Here is an 18,531-nt window from a genome sequence, read left to right on the forward strand (position 1 = left end):
AATGCTTGGGCAAATACGCTCAAGCACCGATCAGCACTGACATTGGAAGCAATTATTACAGTTTTAAATTGAAATATATATCTAAAATGTTGAATAAATCTTTGCTTTTATTTCGATAAAAAGTCTTAAACGACGTATATTTATTCAAATTAGTCAAACTTGCAGCACATTATAAAAATATGGCTGCAAGTCGGGAAGGCGCCTCGTCGCTAAAAACGGGCAAGTTATGGCGTGTTTGCTGTGTTTATTTTCCCTTTAGCTCATTGATAATGGGCATGAAGTCCCTCTGCCAAACTTTGTCGTCAACCACGCCGACATGTTTGTGGCGGATAATTCCTTGTTGATCGACTAAATAGGATTCCGGCGCACCGAAAACCCCGAGATCCAAACCCAGTCGACCGTCGCGGTCCATAACACTGAATTCATAAGGGTCTTTCAATTCAGCCAACCACTGGCGCGCTGCATCGGGCTGATCTTTATAATTGACACCAACCACTCGTACGCCCTGCTCCGCCAACTCCAGCAGATAAGGATGCTCTACGCGACACACGACACACCAGGTGGCCCACACATTAACCAAAGTGATTTCACCAAGAAAATCTTTTTCGGTTTTGAAATCCTGTTCGTCTTTTAAAACGCCCAGGGAAAAGGCGGGAAACGCTTTATCTTTTAAAGCCGATGGCATTGCCGTTGGGTCCAGGGACAAACCCTTCCATAACAGAGCCGCAAGCCCCACAAAAATGGCGAGAGGAATAAAGAGTTTTAAACGCGCCATGATTTCTCCTGGCAGAAAGTATTCAAATCCGTTCTCTCACAAGCCACGCTTGGGAGAGAACATAAATAATCAGGCTGGCTTAAGTGCTTCCGTTTCGGGACGCAGCACCTTCAAACGACGGTAGCGTTTGTCGGCCACCGCAATAAAGCCACCAAAGCCCATCAGCAAGCAACCGAGCCAGATCCACATGATAAAGGGTTTCACATACACGCGAACGGCCCAGGCGCCCTCACCCAGATGTTCACCCATCGCCATGTAAAGATCTCGACCTATGGAGGAATCCACCGCAGCTTCGGTCATCATATTGCCGCCGGAAAAATAACGACGCTTTTCCGGACCCAATGTGGCCACTTCACTGCCGTCCCGGCTGACCACGACATTGGCTCGATCAGCGATATAGTTAGGCCCTCGAACACCTTCAGTGCCCTCGAATTTAAATTCGTAAGCTCCCACGTTAACAGTTTCGCCGGGTGCCAGACGCACATCACTTTGTACGCTGTAAATGGAACTCAAACCACCACCGATAACCGTTAAGCCCAAACCGATATGGGCACACACCATCGCATAAAAGCTGGCATTCATATTAAACAGTTGCGCAACAGTCGAGCCACGTTTTGCACGGGCTTTATGCCACCAGTCGCGCAAGCTCACCGCGACAACCCAAAAACCGATTGCCGCACACAGCCAGCCTTTCCAATGGAAAGCGTCGCCGTACATAAACGCAACCAGTAAACCCATAACCACCGCAACCACAGCAGGCAGCCATAAAAAATTAGCCAGGCGTTCGCCCTTGCTCTTCTTCCACTGGGAGATCGATCCAATCCCGAGGAAAAAACTCAATGCGAGAACCAGGGGTACAAAGAACGCATTAAAAAACGGCGGGCCAACAGAGATACGCCCCATTCCCATCGCATCAGCGATCAGAGGGTACAAGGTGCCCAGCAAGACGGTCAGCATAATCACCACAAGCAGCATATTATTGAGCAGCAGGAACATTTCCCGTGACATCCACCCAAAGGTTGCAACCGCACGCATCGTCGGTGCTTTTAAGGCATAGATCATCAAGGAACCGCCCACGACTACGCCAAGGAAACCTAAAATAAACACACCACGCTCCGGATCAGTAGCGAAAGCATGTACCGACGTAATCACACCGGATCGAACCAGGAAGGTGCCCAACAAACTCAAGGAGAATGCAAAGATGGCCAGTAAAATGGTCCAGCTTTTAAATACGCCACGCTTTTCAGTGACCGCAAGTGAATGCACCAAAGCCGTCGATACCAGCCAGGGCATAAAGGAGGCATTTTCCACTGGGTCCCAGAACCACCAGCCACCCCAGCCAAGTTCGTAATACGCCCACCAGCTACCCAAAGCGATGCCCAAGGTTAAAAACGCCCAGGCCGCCGTCGCCCACGGGCGCGACCATCTCGCCCAGGCACTATCCAAACGACCGGATAACAAAGCGGCAATGGCAAAAGCGAAATTAACACTCAACCCCACGTAACCCATGTAAAGCACCGGTGGATGAAAAACAAACGCGGGGTCTTGCAATAGAGGATTGAGATCACGACCTTCACTCGGCGTATCGGGCAGCAGTCGATCAAAAGGATTGGAGGTCAGCAGCATAAACAGCAAAAAGCCGATGCACAAAAAGCCAAGTACAGAAAGCACCCGAGCGACCATAACCATTGGCAACGAACGACTCAGGCAGGCGACGGTAAACGTCCAACCAGCAAGCATCAATACCCACAACAGGAAGGAGCCCTCGTGACCACCCCAGACGGCAGAAAACTTGTAGTACCAGGGCAACATAGAATTGGATGTTTGTGCAACATAAGCAACTGAGAAGTCGCTTTCCATAAAAGAAATGGTCAGACAGGCATACGCCAACCCGACAAACACAAATACGCCCGTCGCCAGACTGCGGGAACTGCGCATCCACAACAGATTATTTTGATAGCTGCCCACCATTGGAATCGCAGCCAGTAAAAAAGAAAGGCCCAACGCAACGATCAGGGCAATATGTCCAAGTTCAGCGGTCATCACGGCTCCAGAGTTTTAATAGGTTTTATTGCCCGACAAATCCATGCCTGCACAGCTGGCCTGGTGTGAAGTGCCGGTTTTCGCGCTGGCATCGGCCATAGCCTCGGCCACCTCAACCGGAGTGTAGTTTTCATCGTGTTTGGCCAAAACCTGTTCTGCCATAAACACACCGTTTTGCAGCTGACCATTCACCACGGCCGCCTCTCCTTCGCTGAATAAATCCGGAAGGATACCGGTGTATTGCACATTCAGTGCAGCGTTACCATCGGTGATCGCAAAGCGCACGGCCAAATCCGTTTTACTGCGCTCGACAGAACCTGGCACCACACAGCCACCCGCTCGAATGTTGACACCTTCCGGCGCCTCACCGTTCACCAGTTTTGACGGAGGATAAAACAGATTGATGTTCTCTCTCAGCGCAAAGGCCATCAGACCAATCGCCAATGAGGCAAAAACCACGATAAACAGAACAATCATTAAACGCTGCTTACGCACCGGGTGCATGGGCATAATACTTCTCTTTTTTATCAGAACTCTAATATATGCGTCGGCCCTTCAGGGCTTCTTTACGCTTTATTTTCCATGGCCTGCAACGCCTGTTGCTCGGCCAGTTTTTCCTGCCTCTGCAACTGTTTGCGAATCGCTTTTTTTCTCAACATCGGTGACAGTACGATATAGGAAATGGCAATCAGGGCCGCAGTGTAACAAGCCCAAACATAAGGACCATGGCCGGCCATAGACATAAACTCGGCAAAGCTTTCAAAACGAAATTGCATCTTTCCCCTCTCAGACCTTTTCCAGCAAGGCTTGTTTCACCCACTTGGTTTTCATCTCGCGCTGAAGAATTTCGCTGCGCGTTGACGCCAGCAGCGCCCAGGTGAATAAAATATAAAAACCGGTGATCATTCCCAGCAAGGGGTACAGCATTTCTGGCGCAATGCTGCTTGAGGTCATTTTGATCGACGCTGGTTGGTGCAGAGTAAACCACCAATCTACCGATTTGTAGATAATGGGAATATTTACCGTACCCACCAAACTTAATATAGCGCTGGCTTTGTCCGCCACTTCCTGCTCACGAAAAGCTTCTTGAAGCGCGATCACGCCGAGATATAGGAACAACAAAATCAATACCGAAGTTAAGCGAGCATCCCAGACCCAATAAGTACCCCAGGTTGGTTTGCCCCACACGGCTCCGGTAAACAAGGCCATGGCCGTAAGCACCGCACCAATTGGCGCGGCGACTTTCATGACCATATAAGACAGTTTCATTTTCCAGATAAGACCAATCGCACCTGCGATGGCCATCACATAGTAAGCAGCCATCGCCACGATCGATGCAGGGACATGCAAATACATAATTCGGTAGCTATTGCCCTGCTTGGAATCCAATGGCGCAAAACCCAATGCCCATATTGAACCACTGACAATAATCAGAAGGCTGATACTCAGCAACCAAGGCATCCAGGCGTTGGTTTTTTCATAAAACCATTTCGGGGAGCCTAATCTGTGGAACCACTGCCAAGCCAACGTCTGCCTCTCTCAGCCCTTTGGGGCGTTAATTATTCACACTCATTTTCAGCGCACCGGCAATTGCCAATGGCGCTGCGATAATAGCCAGAGCCAAAAAAGAGCCCAATACCGCCAACTGGGTATTATACGCAAAACCCTCGATGGCTGCGCGCACTCCACTGGCGCCAAAAATCAGTACCGGAACGTAAAGTGGCATCACAATCAAAGACAGTAATAGCCCCCCTTTCCTCAAGGATACGGTCAGTGCTGCGCCAATAGCGCCGATCAAACTCAAACTGCCGGTGCCCAGCAACAAGCTCAGCATCAGGGGAATATAACCGGCCTCGGGAAGCGACATCATTACACCCAATAACGGAGCCACCAAGGTCAGTGGCAAGCCGGTAGTCAGCCAATGGACAATGACCTTGGCCAGCACATTGATATAGCTCGACTGCGGGCTGAGCAGCAACTGCTCCAGGGTGCCGTCGTCAAAATCCGAACGAAACAAACCATCCAGGGACAACAGCGTCGCTAACAGCGCCACCACCCACAACATTCCCGGAGCCAGAACCGCCAATGTCTTCGGGCTGGGGCTCACCCCCAGAGGCACCATAGTAATGACCAACAGGAAAAAGATCAGCGGATTCGCCAGCTCACCGCGATGGCGAATAGCCAATTTTAAATCGCGCCGCAGCGTGGCCATAAAGGCGTTACCAGATCGTCTTTCGGCCATCTCAGCCACAGCCAGCGGGTCTTGTGCAGGTTTGTTCACTCAACACCCCCAAACATGTGCTCGGCGGTCGGCAGGTAGTCCTGTAAATCCAGACGTTTAAGGGATTCCAGCTTCAAATCCTGGTGAGTGGTTAAGATGACGATGCCTCCGGCCTCACTGTGTTCAGCAAAACGCTGCTCCAGCTTGGCAACACCGGCTTTATCAATTGCGGTCAGGGGTTCATCGAGAATCCAGATTTTAGCCTGGCTGAGATATAGCCGCGCCAGGGCGACACGGCGTTGTTGTCCGGCAGAAAGATTAAAGCAGCTCTGGTCTTCATAACCGTAGAGCCCTACTTCTTTCAAGGCCAGCTCCACACGCTGATCCAGATTGTCGCCATCGCCTTCAAGGCCCGCATACCAGCGCAGATTCTCTGCTGGTGTCAGGGCGGACTTGATGCCCGGCAAATGCCCCAGATAGAGCAGCTGTCGACGAAACTCAAAGAGCTGTTTTGAAAGCCGTTGCCCACAAAAGCGAATATGGCCTGCCGAGGGTTCAGCCAGGCTGACCAGACAGCGCAACAAAGTGGTTTTACCTGCACCATTGGGGCCAATAATCTGCAACACATCCCCGGCCTGAATCTCGGCGCTCAAGCCCGTAAACAACAAGCGTTCATCCCGCTGACAGGCCAGCTTTTCCAGGCTTATTGAGAGAGATTGCTTATCCACAGCCTTGCTCATTGCGTCGCGCTAATTCCCGATGATTCAAAAGGACGAGTTATAAAAACAGGCGGCATTATAGAGCTTTTTTAGGTAGGAACCTATCGCGGGGCATTGAAGAAGATCAAAGTCAGGCGGCTTTTGCCGTATTTAACTCCAGTTATCCCCCAGATTGCCGATATTCAAAAGAGAAGCACAGCGTTTAAAAAACCAGTTCAGGGGGAGAGCAATATGGTTATCGCACAGGCACCCGCCGCCCAATCAGGCAGCCGTCCGGCCCTCGAAACAGGCGCCTCTAACTCTGGCAGCCAGGCCAGCAATGACAGCCTGAAACAAGCTACTCCCCATACTGAGAAAAGCGCTTCTAATCCGGATACAGCCGCCTTAAACCAGGCGAAACAGGAAGTCTTGCAAGTCCTTTCGCAAAAAGCGGATGGCACCAAATCTCTTGAGAACGCTCTAAAAAACCTAGAGGCACACAACAAGGCTCACACTGTGAATGGCAACAATTCCGACAACACACTCGATAAGCAATTGTTCAAACGTTTACCCACACGTTTGCAGGGCTTATTTGCTTTGGGATTAATCAGCGATAAACGCGAAAGCCGCGCCCAAGTCATTGCCAGTGCCCTCGCCTCAGCCCGACAGGTACAACAACTTCTTCCCCTGCTGCAACAAGGTAAAAGTTTTACCAGCGCGGATTTTATCCGTCAGCCTCCGACCTTGCTGAAACTGGAACTGAACGGAGGCCACCAGCTTGTGACAGTTTCCAGAGAACCTCTCGCGAAAGGCGATTGGGTGAACCTGCGCTTGGACACCAAGGGAAACCTGAAAGTCAGCACCTTACTAGAAGCGGCGAAAACCGCTGCTATCGAAAATGCGCGGTCTCATGACAAAGTCCAGGGTAAACTCCCACTTCCCCCTCAACCACAAATCACTCTTCAGAAAGCGCTGCGTGAATCACTCCCCCAGCAACAGAGCTTGAGCCATGTGCTCGGGCAGGTTCGCAACCTCAGTCACAACTTGGCCCAGCTGCCCAAGGAGCCTTCTCTGTTCAGTGCCAGCAGCCGCCTTTTGATTGATCAGCTCGCTGATAAGCTGCCCACTCTCAAATTCATGAGCCACGGCAGCGGAATAAAACAGGCAATAAGCCAGAGTGGCGTCACCCAGGAAGCAAAACTGGCAAAACTGGCAAAAGAAATCGCAGACATCGTCACTCCCGGCGTAGCGGCTAAACCGGGCTCCTTGCAAACCGGTTCCTTACAACAAAGTACCGCGCTCGCGCCTGCTTTGAACGATGTTAAAACGCTACTGGGCCGACTGGCACAGGCAATACGTAACGATGTTCAACTCAATCGCCTCAGCAACCCGGGAAACAACTTACCCTCCAGTAACACCGCAAGCAGCACGGGCACAACAAGCTCAGCCAGCAGCACCAATCCGATTAATACATTAAACAGCCAGGTTAGCAAAGTTCTGGAGCTTCTACTGAATCCGCAGGGTGATGTTACCGCCAAGACCCAAGGTGCTTTGCAGGAACAGTTCAAACAATTGAAGGGGCCCCAACTGCGTTTGCTGCGCGAACACATTAAACAAAAGCTTCTGAATTTGAGTCAGGCTGGACTGGCCAAAGTTCAAACCCAGCAATTGCACATGCTCAGCGAACCCGCCAACGGTGTTCTGCAACGCTGGTTAATGGAACTGCCCTTCTCCCATCAAGGTGAAGTTCGAAGTGTCGAGCTGGAAATCCAAAAGCGCGAAGCGAAAAAGAAAACCGCCAAAGGTGAATTGCAAAACCAATGGCAGCTGCGCCTTAACATTGATCTTCAGGAACTGGGCAATCTACAAGCCGACATCAAACTGATTGCTGAGCGTGGCAACATTCAATTGTGGTTTGCCAAAGCCGAGACCCTACAACTGGCCCAGGCCAAACTGGATACCTTGAGACAAACACTTACCCGTAAGGGACTTGAGCTTGAAGAGCTTCGTTGCCATCAAGGTATTCCCCCCAAGCTTGAAACCAGCTTGCAATTCCAATTGATTAATACGCGGGCCTAACCATGCAAAGTCAAGAGAACACATTTAGCGATCAGGAACTGAGTCAGGCCGTCGCCTTATTTTACGATGGCGAAACGGCGCCTCAAGTCACCGCAAAGGGCAGCGGCATTAGCGCGGATGAAATTATTGCCGTCGCCCGCGAACACAAAGTACCGATGTGTGAAAACCCGGAGTTGATCAAACTATTGAGTCAAATCGAACTCGGTGACCACATTCCGGAAAGCCTGTATCTCTGCATTGCTCAAATATTGGCCTTCGCCTACGACCTGCAAGGAAAAAGCCCCAATTAAATGCACGCAATACGTGCATTTCTGACAGCAAAGGACAAGGTCCATGAAATTGAAAAAGCGGGCTTGAGCAGCCTGCAAGCAACAGGTAAGGTTACACAAAAATAAGCACATACATTGACAAAATTCTGAGCCTTTATGGATAAGCAACACCCACTTGCAGCATGCGTTTCAGCGGAAGATTTAAAACACGCCATCAGTGCGCGTGACAATAACACCCTGATTTTTGATTGCCGTTTCGCATTGGGCGATCCCAACCATGGCTTGCTGTCCTACGAACAGGGGCATATTCCTGGTGCTTACTTTTTAGACATTGAGGCCGACCTGTCCGCGCCCGTTGAAGGTCACGGTGGACGCCACCCACTTCCCCGTATTGGCGAGCTGCAGGAACGCCTGCGCAGCTGCGGCTTAACCCGATTTCATACCGTTGTAGTTTATGACGACCAACGCAATGCCTATGCGGCCAGAGCCTGGTGGCTGTTGCGCTTTATGGGCCTCGAACATGTGTACATCCTTGATGGCGGATACCAGGCCTGGCAAGCCGCTGGTGGTGGTATTGATAAACGCGAGCCAGCCCCAAGACCAGGCAACTTCCTGTGCCACCCCCGCGCCGGATGGATCAGTGATTACGAAGGCGTTCAGCAGATCAGCCAAAGCATCGAAGCCCAGGGTAACGGGCAAGACGGTGAGCATTGCCTGATTGATGCCCGCGAGAGCAAACGTTACCAGGGCCTTGAAGAACCAATCGATCCTGTTGCGGGACATATTCCCGGTGCGATTAACATGCCCTGGCAAGAAGTTGTCGACGAAGACGGCTTTTTTAAGCCACTGGCATTTCATCAGGAACGCTGGGACTCTCTGAGTCCAGATCAGGTTGTGATCAATTATTGCGGCTCGGGTGTGACAGCCTGTGTAAATCTTGTCTCACTGTTTATCGCGGGTCGACAGGATGCCATGCTTTACCCCGGTAGCTGGAGCGATTGGTGCAGCCATATGTAACGCCCTAAGCGTTATCAATCAATACCTCTTCGAGCATGTTATATCTATTACTGTTTATGGCGGGCGCCATCGCCTGGATGATCAGCACCGTTGCAGCCGGCGGTGCTGCCATGCTTTTGATCCCTATTCTGGGGCTGACCATGTCGGCTCAGTCGGTGGCACCGGTGATCACCGTCGCCAGCTTGATGGCCAACCCCTCGCGCACCTTTGTTTTCTGGCAACACATTTATTGGCCAGTCATTGCTCTGTTACTCCCAGGCTCTATCATCGGCGCGATTGCGGGTGCCTATGCTTTTACCCTGGTGCCCGCCCATTATCTGCAGCTCATTCTGGGTCTGTTTCTGCTCTCTACCTTGTGGCAATACCGCTTTGGCAAGCGCAAACGCTCTTTTCCCATGCCACGTTGGGCCTTTTTTCCCTTGGGTGTTGTGGTCGCCTTTGTTTCCGGTCTGGTGGGTGGCGCTGGCCCGGTCATGAACCCCTTCTTTTTAAATCACGGAATGGAGAAAGAACAGCTGGTCGCAACCAAAGCCTTTAATTCGCTGGCCCTGCAAAGCACAAAACTGATGAGCTATCTGGGCCTGGGCGCCATTACCTGGCAGATGGGTTTGAGCGGTGTTGCGATTGGCCTGGGAGGCATTGTCGGTGTGTTCTGGGCTCGCAATCATTTGCAACGCATCGACAATGAACGCTTTCGCCAATACACCTTATATTTGATGCCAATTGGTGGCGTTTTATTGATCGCCAAAGCCGCTGGCAGCTTTTAACGTACTCAGCTAAAGCCGCAGACATAAAAAATGCCGCAGTATAGCGGCATTTTTTATGTCCATATCGATCTTATCCGGGACTTGCCCGATCAGAGCTTATACATCCAAACCAATTGGACAGCTCACACCCGTACCACCAATACCACAATAGCCCTGTGGGTTTTTATCGAGATATTGCTGGTGATAATCTTCAGCATAATAAAATTCCGGCGCCATCTGAATCTCGGTGGTAATCGCGGCCAAACCCGCTTCACTCAATCGTTGTTGATAGCTTGCCTTACTGTTTTGCGCAGCCGACAACTGGGTCTCGTCCTGACAATAAATAACAGAACGATACTGAGTGCCCAGATCATTCCCCTGACGCATACCCTGAGTCGGATCGTGGTTTTCCCAAAAGACTTTCAGCAGATCCTCATAGCTGATGACATTGGCATCGAACAGAACACGTACAACTTCGGTGTGCCCGGTGAGCCCTGAACACACTTCTTCATAGCTCGGGTTTTTGGTATAGCCACCGGCGTACCCTACCGCACTGCTGCGCACACCTTCCTGTTGCCAGAATTTACGCTCGGCGCCCCAGAAGCAACCCAAACCAAATACCGCTTCGGTCAAACCATCGGCAAAAGGTGGAACAATGCGCTCACCGGTTACCGTATGTTCCGGACTGACCACCAGAGCCTCATCACGACCTGGCAAGGCATTTTCGGGACTGACCATTTGGCTTTTATCGTGTTGCAACATAATCCTCAATCTCTTTATGACTGCGGCCAGGAACTCAAGCGTACGACGAAACCCCATCGTGCTTCGCTTATTGCTGAGCCGCTGCTTCCGCTAATAATTCACGGGCAATAATAATTTTCTGCACCTGAGAGGTCCCTTCGTAGATCGAAGTGATACGAACATCCCGGGCATAACGCTCCAATGGGTGGTCTTTCAAATAACCGGCACCGCCCAATAACTGCAAGGCGTTATAACAAACCTCATTGGCTTTTTCAGTCGCAAACAATTTTGCCATCGCCGCCTGTTTACCGAAAGGCAAACCTTTTTCTTTTAAATACGAGGCATTCATCAACAACAAACGCGCCGCTTCCAAATCGGTATAGGCATCACTCATCATCCACTGGATACCCTGGAAGTTGGCAATTGCCTGGCCAAACTGTTCGCGTTCCAAGACGTAAGCGCGGGCGTAATCCATGGCAGCTGTCGCCACACCTAATGCGAGAGAGCCGATGCCAATACGACCACCCGCCAATTCACCCACTGCGATTTTAAAGCCTTGGTTCAATTCACCCATCAACGCCGTTGCCGGAATGCGACAATTATCAAAAATCACTTCATTGGTGGCTGAACCGTGCTGCCCCATTTTATGCTCGGCAGGCGCAATAATCATCCCGGGAGTATCCGCTTCCACCAAAAAGCAGCTGATGCCCTTACCCTTTTTGGCTTCTTTATCGGTAACCGCCCAAACCACAAATACACCGGCGTATTCTGCGCTGGTGATGTACAGCTTACTACCGTTCAAAATAAAGTCGTCACCGTCTCGAATCGCACTGGCGCGCATGCCGGCCGGATCAGAACCGGCGCTTGCTTCGGTAAGGCAGAAACCACCGGCGGCGTATTCACCACTGCAAATCTTCGGGATGTATTTCTGCTTCTGCTCCTCATTGGCAACGGCCTGAATCACTTCGGCAACCATATTGGTCACCGACATGGTGACTGCCGTCGAGGCACAGGCTTTTGCAATCTCACTGATCGCCACACTGAAGGACACCACTCCGGCCTCGCTGCCGCCGTATTCGGCGGACACGTTCAAGCCCATAAAACCTAACTCGGCCAATTTGCGCAGATTCGCCAGCATCGCATCACGGCCTTTGCCACTGTCCACATCTGCCGCAGCGGGGGCCAGTTCGGACTCTGCAAAGCTGCGAGCGGTGTCTTGAATCATCTGCTGCTCTTCGTTCAGCGCTAATTCCATGATTTTCTCCGGTGTGTTCTTTTATGTTCTCTGGGATGTCGATGGATAAGTACTCTAGAATACCATTTTTAGGTCACTCGACATACTTTTGATATTACAAAAGTGTACCCCAGCCAAACGACCAATTGAGGCAATCGACTTAAAATAACAATCTTTGCGGTGATTAGCGCTCAAACTTGGTGGAAAGTACCACGGATGTCTGGGTACGAATCACCCCATCCAATTCGGAAATATGGTCAACGGCCTGATCGAGAGACTCGGTCGAGGAAGATTTAATAATGGCCACCAAATCAAATTCGCCGCTGATACTGTAGAGCGAACGAACATCCTCCATGGTTTGAAGCTTGCGACAGAGCTGGCTGACCTTACGCTGTTCCGTCGCGATCGAGACATGGGCCTCGATCATGGTTCCCCGATAGGCATTGGAAAGGCGCAGGGTGTACCCCTGAATGATGCCCTGCTGCTGGAGCTGCTGAATATGGTTTTGCACCGTTGCCCGGGTGACCGACAGCTCACGGGCCAGCTCCGCGACCGATGCACGGGCATTCCCGCTAAGCAATTGAATTAACTGGCGATCCAGCTCTGATACGACTTTCATAGGATCCCTACTTTGGGTTTAACTTCGCCCACTATACATTATGCTCACAACAACAGCCAAAGTGATTAGCAAATAAGAACATTTTGTAATGTCTGTTTATTAATTTTGACAAACAAGCTGTCTATACTGCCAAGCATATTCGGGCGAATAACAGCCCTGTCGCATAAATGCAGTCGCGTCCCAAGCTTAGCCGAGGTCAATATGAATCAATACCACCCATTTCCGCATTCTGACAGCAATGCCGCTGCGCCATCCGCAACCAACCCTTTACAGAGCAGCTACAGTGGTCCCAAGATTATTATTGACAGTGCTGTGATTCGACGTCAGGCCAAGCGATTCGCCAAGGCTATGCCTCGCGTTCAGGCCCACTACGCGGTTAAAGCCAATCCGCACCCTGAAGTTTTGCGCACTTTGCACAACTGTGGCGTGAACTTTGAGATTGCCTCTCTAAAGGAACTGGAAATGCTGCTGGCTCTGGGTGTTGATCCCAAGTCAGTGTTTTTCAGCAACCCGTTTAAAGGCCCCCAACACCTGAATTTCGCCGTTGAAAACGGTGTTCAGTGGTACGTCGTGGACTGTATCGAAGAAATGGAAAAAGTCCTTGCCGTCAAGCCGGACGCGTCCCTGTATCTGCGCCTGTACACCACCAATAAAGGCTCACTGTGGCCACTATCGAGCAAGTTTGGTGCTGCGACCGATGAAGTGATGCCGATTCTCAAGCGTGCTGTCGAGCTGAAAGCTGACCTGGCCGGCGTGACCTTCCACGTGGGCTCCCAGTGCACCAATACTGAAAACTGGCAGACCGGCATTCGTGAATCCAAAGCCTGCTTTGAAACCATGAAAGAAATGGGCCTGAAACCACGCCTGTTGAATCTGGGTGGCGGCTATCCGATGCAGCCAAGCGACATCATTGAGAACCCCACCAAGCAGCAACTAGCGCCAAGCATTGAAGCCATCGCCGAGGTGATCAACGCCGAACTGGCCGACTTGCCTGAAGACATTCAGGTGATTGCCGAGCCCGGCCGCTACATGGTGGCCGAAGCCGGCCGCATTATTTGCCAGGTTATCGGCACCACCAAACGTGGCGATGATCGCTGGGCTTATGTCGATGCCGGTTTTTACCACGGCTTGATGGAATTGACCGATGCTTTTGATACCGCGGTGACGTCGAACCACTCCGATGAAGATGAACAGGCCTTGTGGACCTTCGGTGGCCCTACCTGTGACTCTATTGATGTATTCGGTAAGGGTGTGGACGGCAAAGGCACGCCTTTAAGCGCCAAGCTGCAAACCGGTGATTTTATTACCCTGCACAACACCGGCGCTTATGTGCATGCCTGTGGCACCGAATTTAACGGTTTTGAGCCTCTGGAAGTGGTGGTTATCTAATCAGGGTAAAAATACTACCCGCAGGCCGTCAGTCACCGAATCTGGCACTGCGGGAAAATTAAAGGTTGGGCATAAGTCGCCCAATAATTAGACAACCCCCTGATGATTTAAGGCGAAAACAGACAGTTATTGGAAATAAGCGGACAATCGATAAAAAAGTTGGAAAAAAACTACAAATTTTATTGAGGGGGCACGCTTCCCAGACGTTAAAGAATTGCTATTGCTATGGTGCTTAAGCGGTGAAATTACCGCGGAAATGGATTTTGCAAAAGAGCATGGACGCTCAATTTTCTTTCTCTGCACCCCTTTTCTTCCCTTGTTCCTGCCTCTGGACACCAAACCCGATCATGTCTCGGCATTGTTTTTCGGCGTAGATCCTTCTACTCATTTTTCTGGCGCGGCTATCTGTTTTTCTGGCACGGCTATCTGTTTTTCTGGCACGGCTACCCGACTTTCAGACACAGCTCACCAGCCTGTATCAGGCTCGCCATCCATTCATTGATAGTTCGCGAAAAAATGCTTATTGAGCAAGCTTGGCAGCGATTGTGCGCTGTTCTTCGAGAATCTGGATCAGATGCTCAATCCGGGTATATGGGTTTGCCAGCACGACACGGAACACGTGAATAGCGCTCGGTCCGTAATGTGGCAAATGCAACTGAGTGCGCGATACAAAACCCTGCCTTCCCGCCGCCTGGGCAATTTGAATTGCAACGGTTTGATCGCTTAATTGCTGGTTTAAATCTGCTACCAGGCTATCGTCGCCCTGTTCCAGAGCCTGCTCTAAAGCCTCTCGCTCGGTAGCCGGGCAATAACGGTAAGACAGAATGTTCAGCTCGGGCTCCAGAATCAGCTCGAAATCCTCGCTCTCCTGAATCAGGCTGGCAAACTCACTGGCCAGATTCACCGAGTGGTCGATCAAGGCTCCGTAGCCTTCGGCCCCAATCAAATGCAAACCGGCGTGCAACAACAAGGACATTGCTGGTCGCGAACCCTCCAGAGTGTAAGCCCCAAGGTCTTTGGAATCCGAGCGAATGATATAAGATGCGTGGTGCTTAATGGCATTAACGGCTTCTGGCTCGCGGAACAACACCATTCCAGCCCCCATAGGCACATAGAGTTGCTTGTGAGCATCCAGAGTAATGGAATCGGCCAATTCAATACCGACAAGCTTGTCGCGCTGCTGGGATGAGAAGATCGCCGCTCCACCCCAGGCACCGTCCACATGAAAGTGGCAGCCCAATTCCCCGGCAAGCTCCGCCATTTCCCGCAGAGGGTCGATAGAGCCCGTTTCCGTCGCCCCCGCAACACCGACAAGCGCCAGCACTTTTACGCCTTTAGCCTGCAGCTCAGTGGCTTTTGCACGCAGCGCTGCCATATCCATTCGGTGATCGTCGTCCACCTCAATCGCCACGAGGTTTTCACGCCCCAGACCGAGAACATCGGCCGCTTTACTCAGGGAATAATGCCCGCGCTCACTGACCAGCACCGCCAGGCCGGTATAACCATCACCCGCCATGGCCGACATCGCCCCGAACAAACCTTTTTCGGCTAACTTGTAATTGCTCAGAAGGCGGTTGCGGGCCACCCACAGCGCCATAATATTGGCCAGAGTGCCGCCGGAGCAAAACACACCGAAGGCCTGCTTCGGCTGGTGCATATTTTCACGGTAGTAATCATCAACCGCTCTGTCAGTGCCACCCTTCTGGGAAGCAAAAAAGCAGCGATGCAAAATGGCCAGAACCTGACGTTCCAAATCAGTAAAGTAACCCGAGGTCTCGAGTTTGACATTGTTTTGGTTGAGAGACGCCATGAGCTTTTGCACAGGAGGCATAAATGCCGGCAAGGCTGAGGTCATGTGCCCCACAAAATCCGGTCTCGCGGTGTTTACCGAGCCTGAAATCGCAGGCCCCAACAGTTGACTGTACTCAGCGAAATTTTTTGCCTGAGCGGGTAGCTCGCTGGAATAGAAGCATTGTTCAACTTTGCTTTGATTGGATAATCCAGGTCGCTCGGATGCCTGTAGATGTGATTTGGCCTGCTGGCTCAATAATGTCTCAAACTCGGCCAGCGCATCGGCATTAATATCAAACGCCTGCAGTGCCTCACGCCAAGTTTGATTCGATCGCGAGTCGTCCTGCATGGGCGATATCGTTCTCTCGTCTGACTTATAAGAACCGTACACTTGCAATCCGCAAGGCAAGTTCTTTCAAAAAGGTCGGCTACGGTAGCGGATCGCCCGCTTCAGAGCAAGAGCTTTACGCCAACCTGATAGGCGTAGGGCAACAAGCTCTCTTGTAATACAATGTGCGCACTGTTTACTGCCCTGCGGTATCCGAAACGAGCCCTATATCAATACACTGATCAACACACTGATTTTTGAATGAGCGATAAACACTGGCAACTGCGCCCCTATCAGCAAGAAGCCGTTGACGCCACCGTGAAGCATTTTCGACAAAGCAACGATGCCGCCGTCATTGTCTTGCCGACCGGAGCCGGGAAAAGCCTGGTGATTGCAGAACTGGCCAGGCTTGCTCGCCGTAAAATTCTGGTTCTGGCGCATGTCAAAGAATTGGTTGAGCAGAACGCAGGGAAGTTTCGGGCAACCGGTTCCGAAGCTTCTATTTTTTCAGCGGGGTTACAGGAGAAACAGACCGAATCACAAATTGTGTTTGGCAGTGTGCAATCGGTTGCTCGGAATCTGGATCAATTCCAGCAGGAATATTCTCTTCTCATTATTGATGAATGCCATCGACTGGCACTCGATGAAGATTCACAGTATCAGCAAGTTATCGACACTCTGAAACGGCACAACGCCAATTTAAAAGTTCTGGGCCTGACAGCAACTCCCTACCGACTCGATACCGGCTGGATCTATCAACATCATTTGCCGGAAAACCGTTGGCGCAGTGATGAAAGCACCGCTTTTCGCTACTGTATTTATGAGTTACCGCTGCGTCATATGATTCAGGAGAACTACCTCAGCCCGGCCGAACTGTTAGATGCTCCTGTTGCCTTATACGATTTTGAGCAACTTCGCCCCAAACAAAGCGGTCTGTTCAGCAGCAGCGATCTCAATCAGGTTTTGCAAAAAAGCAAACGTGCCACCGCCAGAATTATTGAACAGGTTTTATCGCTGAGTGAAGAACGCCAAGGTATCATGATTTTTGCCGCAACGGTGGAACACGCCAGGGAAATCATGAATTATTTGCCCGGCGACCGCTCTGCCATGGTCATCGGCGATATGAAACAAAGCGCTCGGGATTCCGTCATTAAAGCCTTTAAACATCGCGAGATAAAATACCTCGTCAATGTCGCGGTCCTGACCACCGGGTTTGATGCACCCCATGTCGACACCATTGTATTGTTACGACCAACAGAATCCGTCAGCTTGTATCAGCAAATTATTGGTCGAGGCCTGCGCCTCAGCCCCGGAAAGGAAAACTGTCTGGTTTTGGATTACGCCGGAAACCAGCATCAACTTTTCAAACTTGAAATTGGTCAGGCCAAACCTGACTCGGACAGCGACATTGTGGAAGTCGCCTGCCCGGCCTGTGGTTTTAACAATCATTTTTGGGGCAAGCTGGACAACGAAGGCTTATTGATCGAGCACTATGGTCGACGCTGTCAGGGCCTGCTTGACCCGACCCAGGACAGCACTGAAACACAGCTAGCCGTAACATCTGACTCGGAGGCCAATCGACCGCACAAACAACGCTGTGATTTTCGTTTTCGCTTTAAAGAGTGTCCCCACTGCGGTCAGGAAAATGACATTGCCGCGCGCAAATGCTCTGGCTGTGAACAACAGCTTGTCGATCCCGATGAAAAACTGAAACAAGCGCTATCACTGCGTGACCATATCGTTTTACGCTGTTCAGGCCTCAGCCTGGATGAAACCGTAAAAGAGGGAAAGAGCCGACTGGAAGTGCGTTACCACGATGAAGACGGCGCGGAACTCAAGGAATACTACTACTTCGAGAACAGCAAGCAGCGTTATGCCTGCTGGCATTATTTTCTAAAGCCCCATCGCTGCCTGCACGATCAGTTTCCAAAAGCAGCGATCGACAATATCAATGCCCAGTATATTATCGACAGGCAAGCTCAACTGCGGGCACCGGATTTTGTTATCGCCCGACAAGAGAAACGTTTCAGCCGGATTATCGAAAAACTGTTTGACTATGAAGGCCGCTACCGACGAGCGAATGAGATGTGAGCCCTAAAGGCGAAACACCACCTCAAAGTGCTCGCAGATAATTGGCATATCGGTTTGAGGCTCCAAACCAAAAGGGGCCAGCTCTCGCTGATAGTATGGCCAGTGCACCTCTCGCCAATACTTCAGGCTTTTATCCCCTTCTCCCTCTAAATACGCATAAGCTTCACTGATCTTATCGTAAGCGCAAACATCAACAAGCCGCGTTTGAATAATACATTGGGCCTCACCCGCCCAGTTGGTGACAATGTTTAGATCTCCTACCTCGGGCAAAGGTTCTCCACTTTGCTCATGCCACCACAAAGACGGTGAAGTCGCGCGCTTTTCCCCAGACAAAACCCGTTCAGCACATTCATCAGCGTCTTTTTGATTGTCGCAAAAATACCAGGCATCAATGGGCTGGTAGAGTTTCCCCATAGCCTCACAATAGACTTGGTTAATCGCGGTTACAGATGGGTGAAGATCGTTCATTCTCTATCCATGTCTATCCATT

The 18,531-nt window shown here is 51.0% G+C and carries 18 protein-coding genes; 6 read left to right on the forward strand and 12 right to left on the reverse strand.

The annotated features are described in order from the left end of the window. Nucleotides 1-244 precede the first annotated feature (244 nt). The 7 genes from G8768_RS17400 to ccmA form a co-directional block, all read right to left on the reverse strand. Entirely contained in the window at nt 245-775 is a 531-nt protein-coding gene (locus G8768_RS17400) for a DsbE family thiol:disulfide interchange protein (protein ID WP_166843674.1), read from the reverse strand. A gap of 69 nt (nt 776-844) precedes the next feature. Further along, a complete protein-coding gene (locus G8768_RS17405; protein WP_166843673.1) occupies nt 845-2,818 on the reverse strand; it encodes a heme lyase CcmF/NrfE family subunit in 1,974 nt (657 codons plus the stop codon). A 15-nt stretch (nt 2,819-2,833) separates the two neighbouring features. Further along, a complete protein-coding gene (gene ccmE, locus G8768_RS17410) occupies nt 2,834-3,322 on the reverse strand; it encodes a cytochrome c maturation protein CcmE (protein WP_166844141.1) in 489 nt (162 codons plus the stop codon). A 62-nt stretch (nt 3,323-3,384) separates the two neighbouring features. Next, entirely contained in the window at nt 3,385-3,594 is a 210-nt protein-coding gene (ccmD, locus tag G8768_RS17415; protein ID WP_166843672.1) for a heme exporter protein CcmD, read from the reverse strand. 10 nt (nt 3,595-3,604) lie between these two features. Further along, nucleotides 3,605-4,345 carry a heme ABC transporter permease gene (locus tag G8768_RS17420; RefSeq protein ID WP_166843671.1) on the reverse strand — a complete coding sequence of 247 codons (741 nt, stop codon included), beginning with the start codon at nt 4,343-4,345 and terminating at the stop codon, nt 3,605-3,607. Nucleotides 4,346-4,373: 28 nt separating this feature from the next. Next, nucleotides 4,374-5,060: a heme exporter protein CcmB gene (gene ccmB, locus G8768_RS17425; RefSeq protein ID WP_166844139.1), complete on the reverse strand. Its 687-nt coding sequence runs from the start codon at nt 5,058-5,060 to the stop codon at nt 4,374-4,376. Nucleotides 5,061-5,095: 35 nt separating this feature from the next. Further along, a complete protein-coding gene (ccmA, locus tag G8768_RS17430; RefSeq protein ID WP_341801030.1) occupies nt 5,096-5,767 on the reverse strand; it encodes a cytochrome c biogenesis heme-transporting ATPase CcmA in 672 nt (223 codons plus the stop codon). A 222-nt stretch (nt 5,768-5,989) separates the two neighbouring features. Here ccmA and fliK point away from each other — a divergent pair, with 222 nt between their 5' ends. The 4 genes from fliK to G8768_RS17450 all read left to right on the forward strand — a co-directional run bounded on the left by fliK (nt 5,990) and on the right by G8768_RS17450 (nt 9,869). Then, on the forward strand, nt 5,990-7,816 hold the full coding sequence (fliK, locus tag G8768_RS17435) for a flagellar hook-length control protein FliK (RefSeq protein WP_166843669.1): 1,827 nt from the start codon (nt 5,990-5,992) through the stop codon (nt 7,814-7,816). A gap of 2 nt (nt 7,817-7,818) precedes the next feature. Next, on the forward strand, nt 7,819-8,106 hold the full coding sequence (locus tag G8768_RS17440; RefSeq protein WP_166843668.1) for an EscU/YscU/HrcU family type III secretion system export apparatus switch protein: 288 nt from the start codon (nt 7,819-7,821) through the stop codon (nt 8,104-8,106). 135 nt (nt 8,107-8,241) lie between these two features. After that, nucleotides 8,242-9,102: a sulfurtransferase gene (locus G8768_RS17445; protein WP_166843667.1), complete on the forward strand. Its 861-nt coding sequence runs from the start codon at nt 8,242-8,244 to the stop codon at nt 9,100-9,102. Nucleotides 9,103-9,137: 35 nt separating this feature from the next. After that, complete coding sequence (locus G8768_RS17450; protein ID WP_166843666.1) at nt 9,138-9,869, forward strand: sulfite exporter TauE/SafE family protein; 732 nt, start codon at nt 9,138-9,140, stop codon at nt 9,867-9,869. Nucleotides 9,870-9,965: 96 nt separating this feature from the next. Here the strand turns inward: G8768_RS17450 and msrA are convergent, their stop codons facing one another. The 3 genes from msrA to G8768_RS17465 all read right to left on the reverse strand — a co-directional run bounded on the left by msrA (nt 9,966) and on the right by G8768_RS17465 (nt 12,442). Continuing rightward, the gene (gene msrA, locus G8768_RS17455) at nt 9,966-10,610 is read right to left on the reverse strand and encodes a peptide-methionine (S)-S-oxide reductase MsrA (RefSeq protein ID WP_166843665.1); all 645 of its coding nucleotides are present in this window, start codon (nt 10,608-10,610) and stop codon (nt 9,966-9,968) included. Nucleotides 10,611-10,677: 67 nt separating this feature from the next. Further along, nucleotides 10,678-11,844, reverse strand: coding sequence for an acyl-CoA dehydrogenase family protein (locus tag G8768_RS17460; protein WP_166843664.1), 1,167 nt, complete (start codon nt 11,842-11,844; stop codon nt 10,678-10,680). Between the two features lie 163 nt (nt 11,845-12,007). After that, nucleotides 12,008-12,442: an Lrp/AsnC family transcriptional regulator gene (locus tag G8768_RS17465; RefSeq protein ID WP_166843663.1), complete on the reverse strand. Its 435-nt coding sequence runs from the start codon at nt 12,440-12,442 to the stop codon at nt 12,008-12,010. A gap of 201 nt (nt 12,443-12,643) precedes the next feature. On the opposite strand from G8768_RS17465, the gene G8768_RS17470 reads away from it, so the two are divergent. Beyond that, nucleotides 12,644-13,831: a type III PLP-dependent enzyme gene (locus G8768_RS17470; protein WP_166843662.1), complete on the forward strand. Its 1,188-nt coding sequence runs from the start codon at nt 12,644-12,646 to the stop codon at nt 13,829-13,831. Nucleotides 13,832-14,351: 520 nt separating this feature from the next. Here the strand turns inward: G8768_RS17470 and panP are convergent. Further along, nucleotides 14,352-15,971 carry a pyridoxal-dependent aspartate 1-decarboxylase PanP gene (gene panP / locus G8768_RS17475; protein ID WP_166843661.1) on the reverse strand — a complete coding sequence of 540 codons (1,620 nt, stop codon included), beginning with the start codon at nt 15,969-15,971 and terminating at the stop codon, nt 14,352-14,354. A gap of 240 nt (nt 15,972-16,211) precedes the next feature. On the opposite strand from panP, the gene radD reads away from it, so the two are divergent. After that, nucleotides 16,212-18,041, forward strand: a complete 1,830-nt coding sequence (radD, locus tag G8768_RS17480; protein ID WP_166843660.1) for a DNA repair helicase RadD — start codon at nt 16,212-16,214, stop codon at nt 18,039-18,041. A 3-nt stretch (nt 18,042-18,044) separates the two neighbouring features. On the opposite strand, the gene G8768_RS17485 is transcribed toward radD, so the two are convergent. Then, a complete protein-coding gene (locus G8768_RS17485; protein WP_166843659.1) occupies nt 18,045-18,509 on the reverse strand; it encodes an ASCH domain-containing protein in 465 nt (154 codons plus the stop codon). Nucleotides 18,510-18,531: the final 22 nt, after the last annotated feature.

The sequence above is a fragment of the Pseudoteredinibacter isoporae genome (assembly GCF_011602085.1).
Classification (GTDB): Bacteria; Pseudomonadota; Gammaproteobacteria; order Pseudomonadales; family Cellvibrionaceae; genus Pseudoteredinibacter; species Pseudoteredinibacter isoporae.

Bases quoted from the DNA above. Each gene is read 5' to 3' on its own strand.
- G8768_RS17400 (WP_166843674.1), bottom strand. From the start codon at position 775: ATGGCGCGTTTAAAACTCTTTATTCCTCTCGCCATTTTTGTGGGGCTT.
- G8768_RS17405 (WP_166843673.1), bottom strand. From the start codon at position 2,818: ATGACCGCTGAACTTGGACATATTGCCCTGATCGTTGCGTTGGGCCTT.
- ccmE (WP_166844141.1), bottom strand. From the start codon at position 3,322: ATGCACCCGGTGCGTAAGCAGCGTTTAATGATTGTTCTGTTTATCGTG.
- ccmD (WP_166843672.1), bottom strand. From the start codon at position 3,594: ATGCAATTTCGTTTTGAAAGCTTTGCCGAGTTTATGTCTATGGCCGGC.
- ccmB (WP_166844139.1), bottom strand. From the start codon at position 5,060: ATGGCCGAAAGACGATCTGGTAACGCCTTTATGGCCACGCTGCGGCGC.
- fliK (WP_166843669.1), top strand. From the start codon at position 5,990: ATGGTTATCGCACAGGCACCCGCCGCCCAATCAGGCAGCCGTCCGGCC.
- G8768_RS17440 (WP_166843668.1), top strand. From the start codon at position 7,819: ATGCAAAGTCAAGAGAACACATTTAGCGATCAGGAACTGAGTCAGGCC.
- G8768_RS17445 (WP_166843667.1), top strand. From the start codon at position 8,242: ATGGATAAGCAACACCCACTTGCAGCATGCGTTTCAGCGGAAGATTTA.
- G8768_RS17450 (WP_166843666.1), top strand. From the start codon at position 9,138: ATGTTATATCTATTACTGTTTATGGCGGGCGCCATCGCCTGGATGATC.
- msrA (WP_166843665.1), bottom strand. From the start codon at position 10,610: ATGTTGCAACACGATAAAAGCCAAATGGTCAGTCCCGAAAATGCCTTG.
- G8768_RS17460 (WP_166843664.1), bottom strand. From the start codon at position 11,844: ATGGAATTAGCGCTGAACGAAGAGCAGCAGATGATTCAAGACACCGCT.
- G8768_RS17465 (WP_166843663.1), bottom strand. From the start codon at position 12,442: ATGAAAGTCGTATCAGAGCTGGATCGCCAGTTAATTCAATTGCTTAGC.
- G8768_RS17470 (WP_166843662.1), top strand. From the start codon at position 12,644: ATGAATCAATACCACCCATTTCCGCATTCTGACAGCAATGCCGCTGCG.
- panP (WP_166843661.1), bottom strand. From the start codon at position 15,971: ATGCAGGACGACTCGCGATCGAATCAAACTTGGCGTGAGGCACTGCAG.
- radD (WP_166843660.1), top strand. From the start codon at position 16,212: ATGAGCGATAAACACTGGCAACTGCGCCCCTATCAGCAAGAAGCCGTT.
- G8768_RS17485 (WP_166843659.1), bottom strand. From the start codon at position 18,509: ATGAACGATCTTCACCCATCTGTAACCGCGATTAACCAAGTCTATTGT.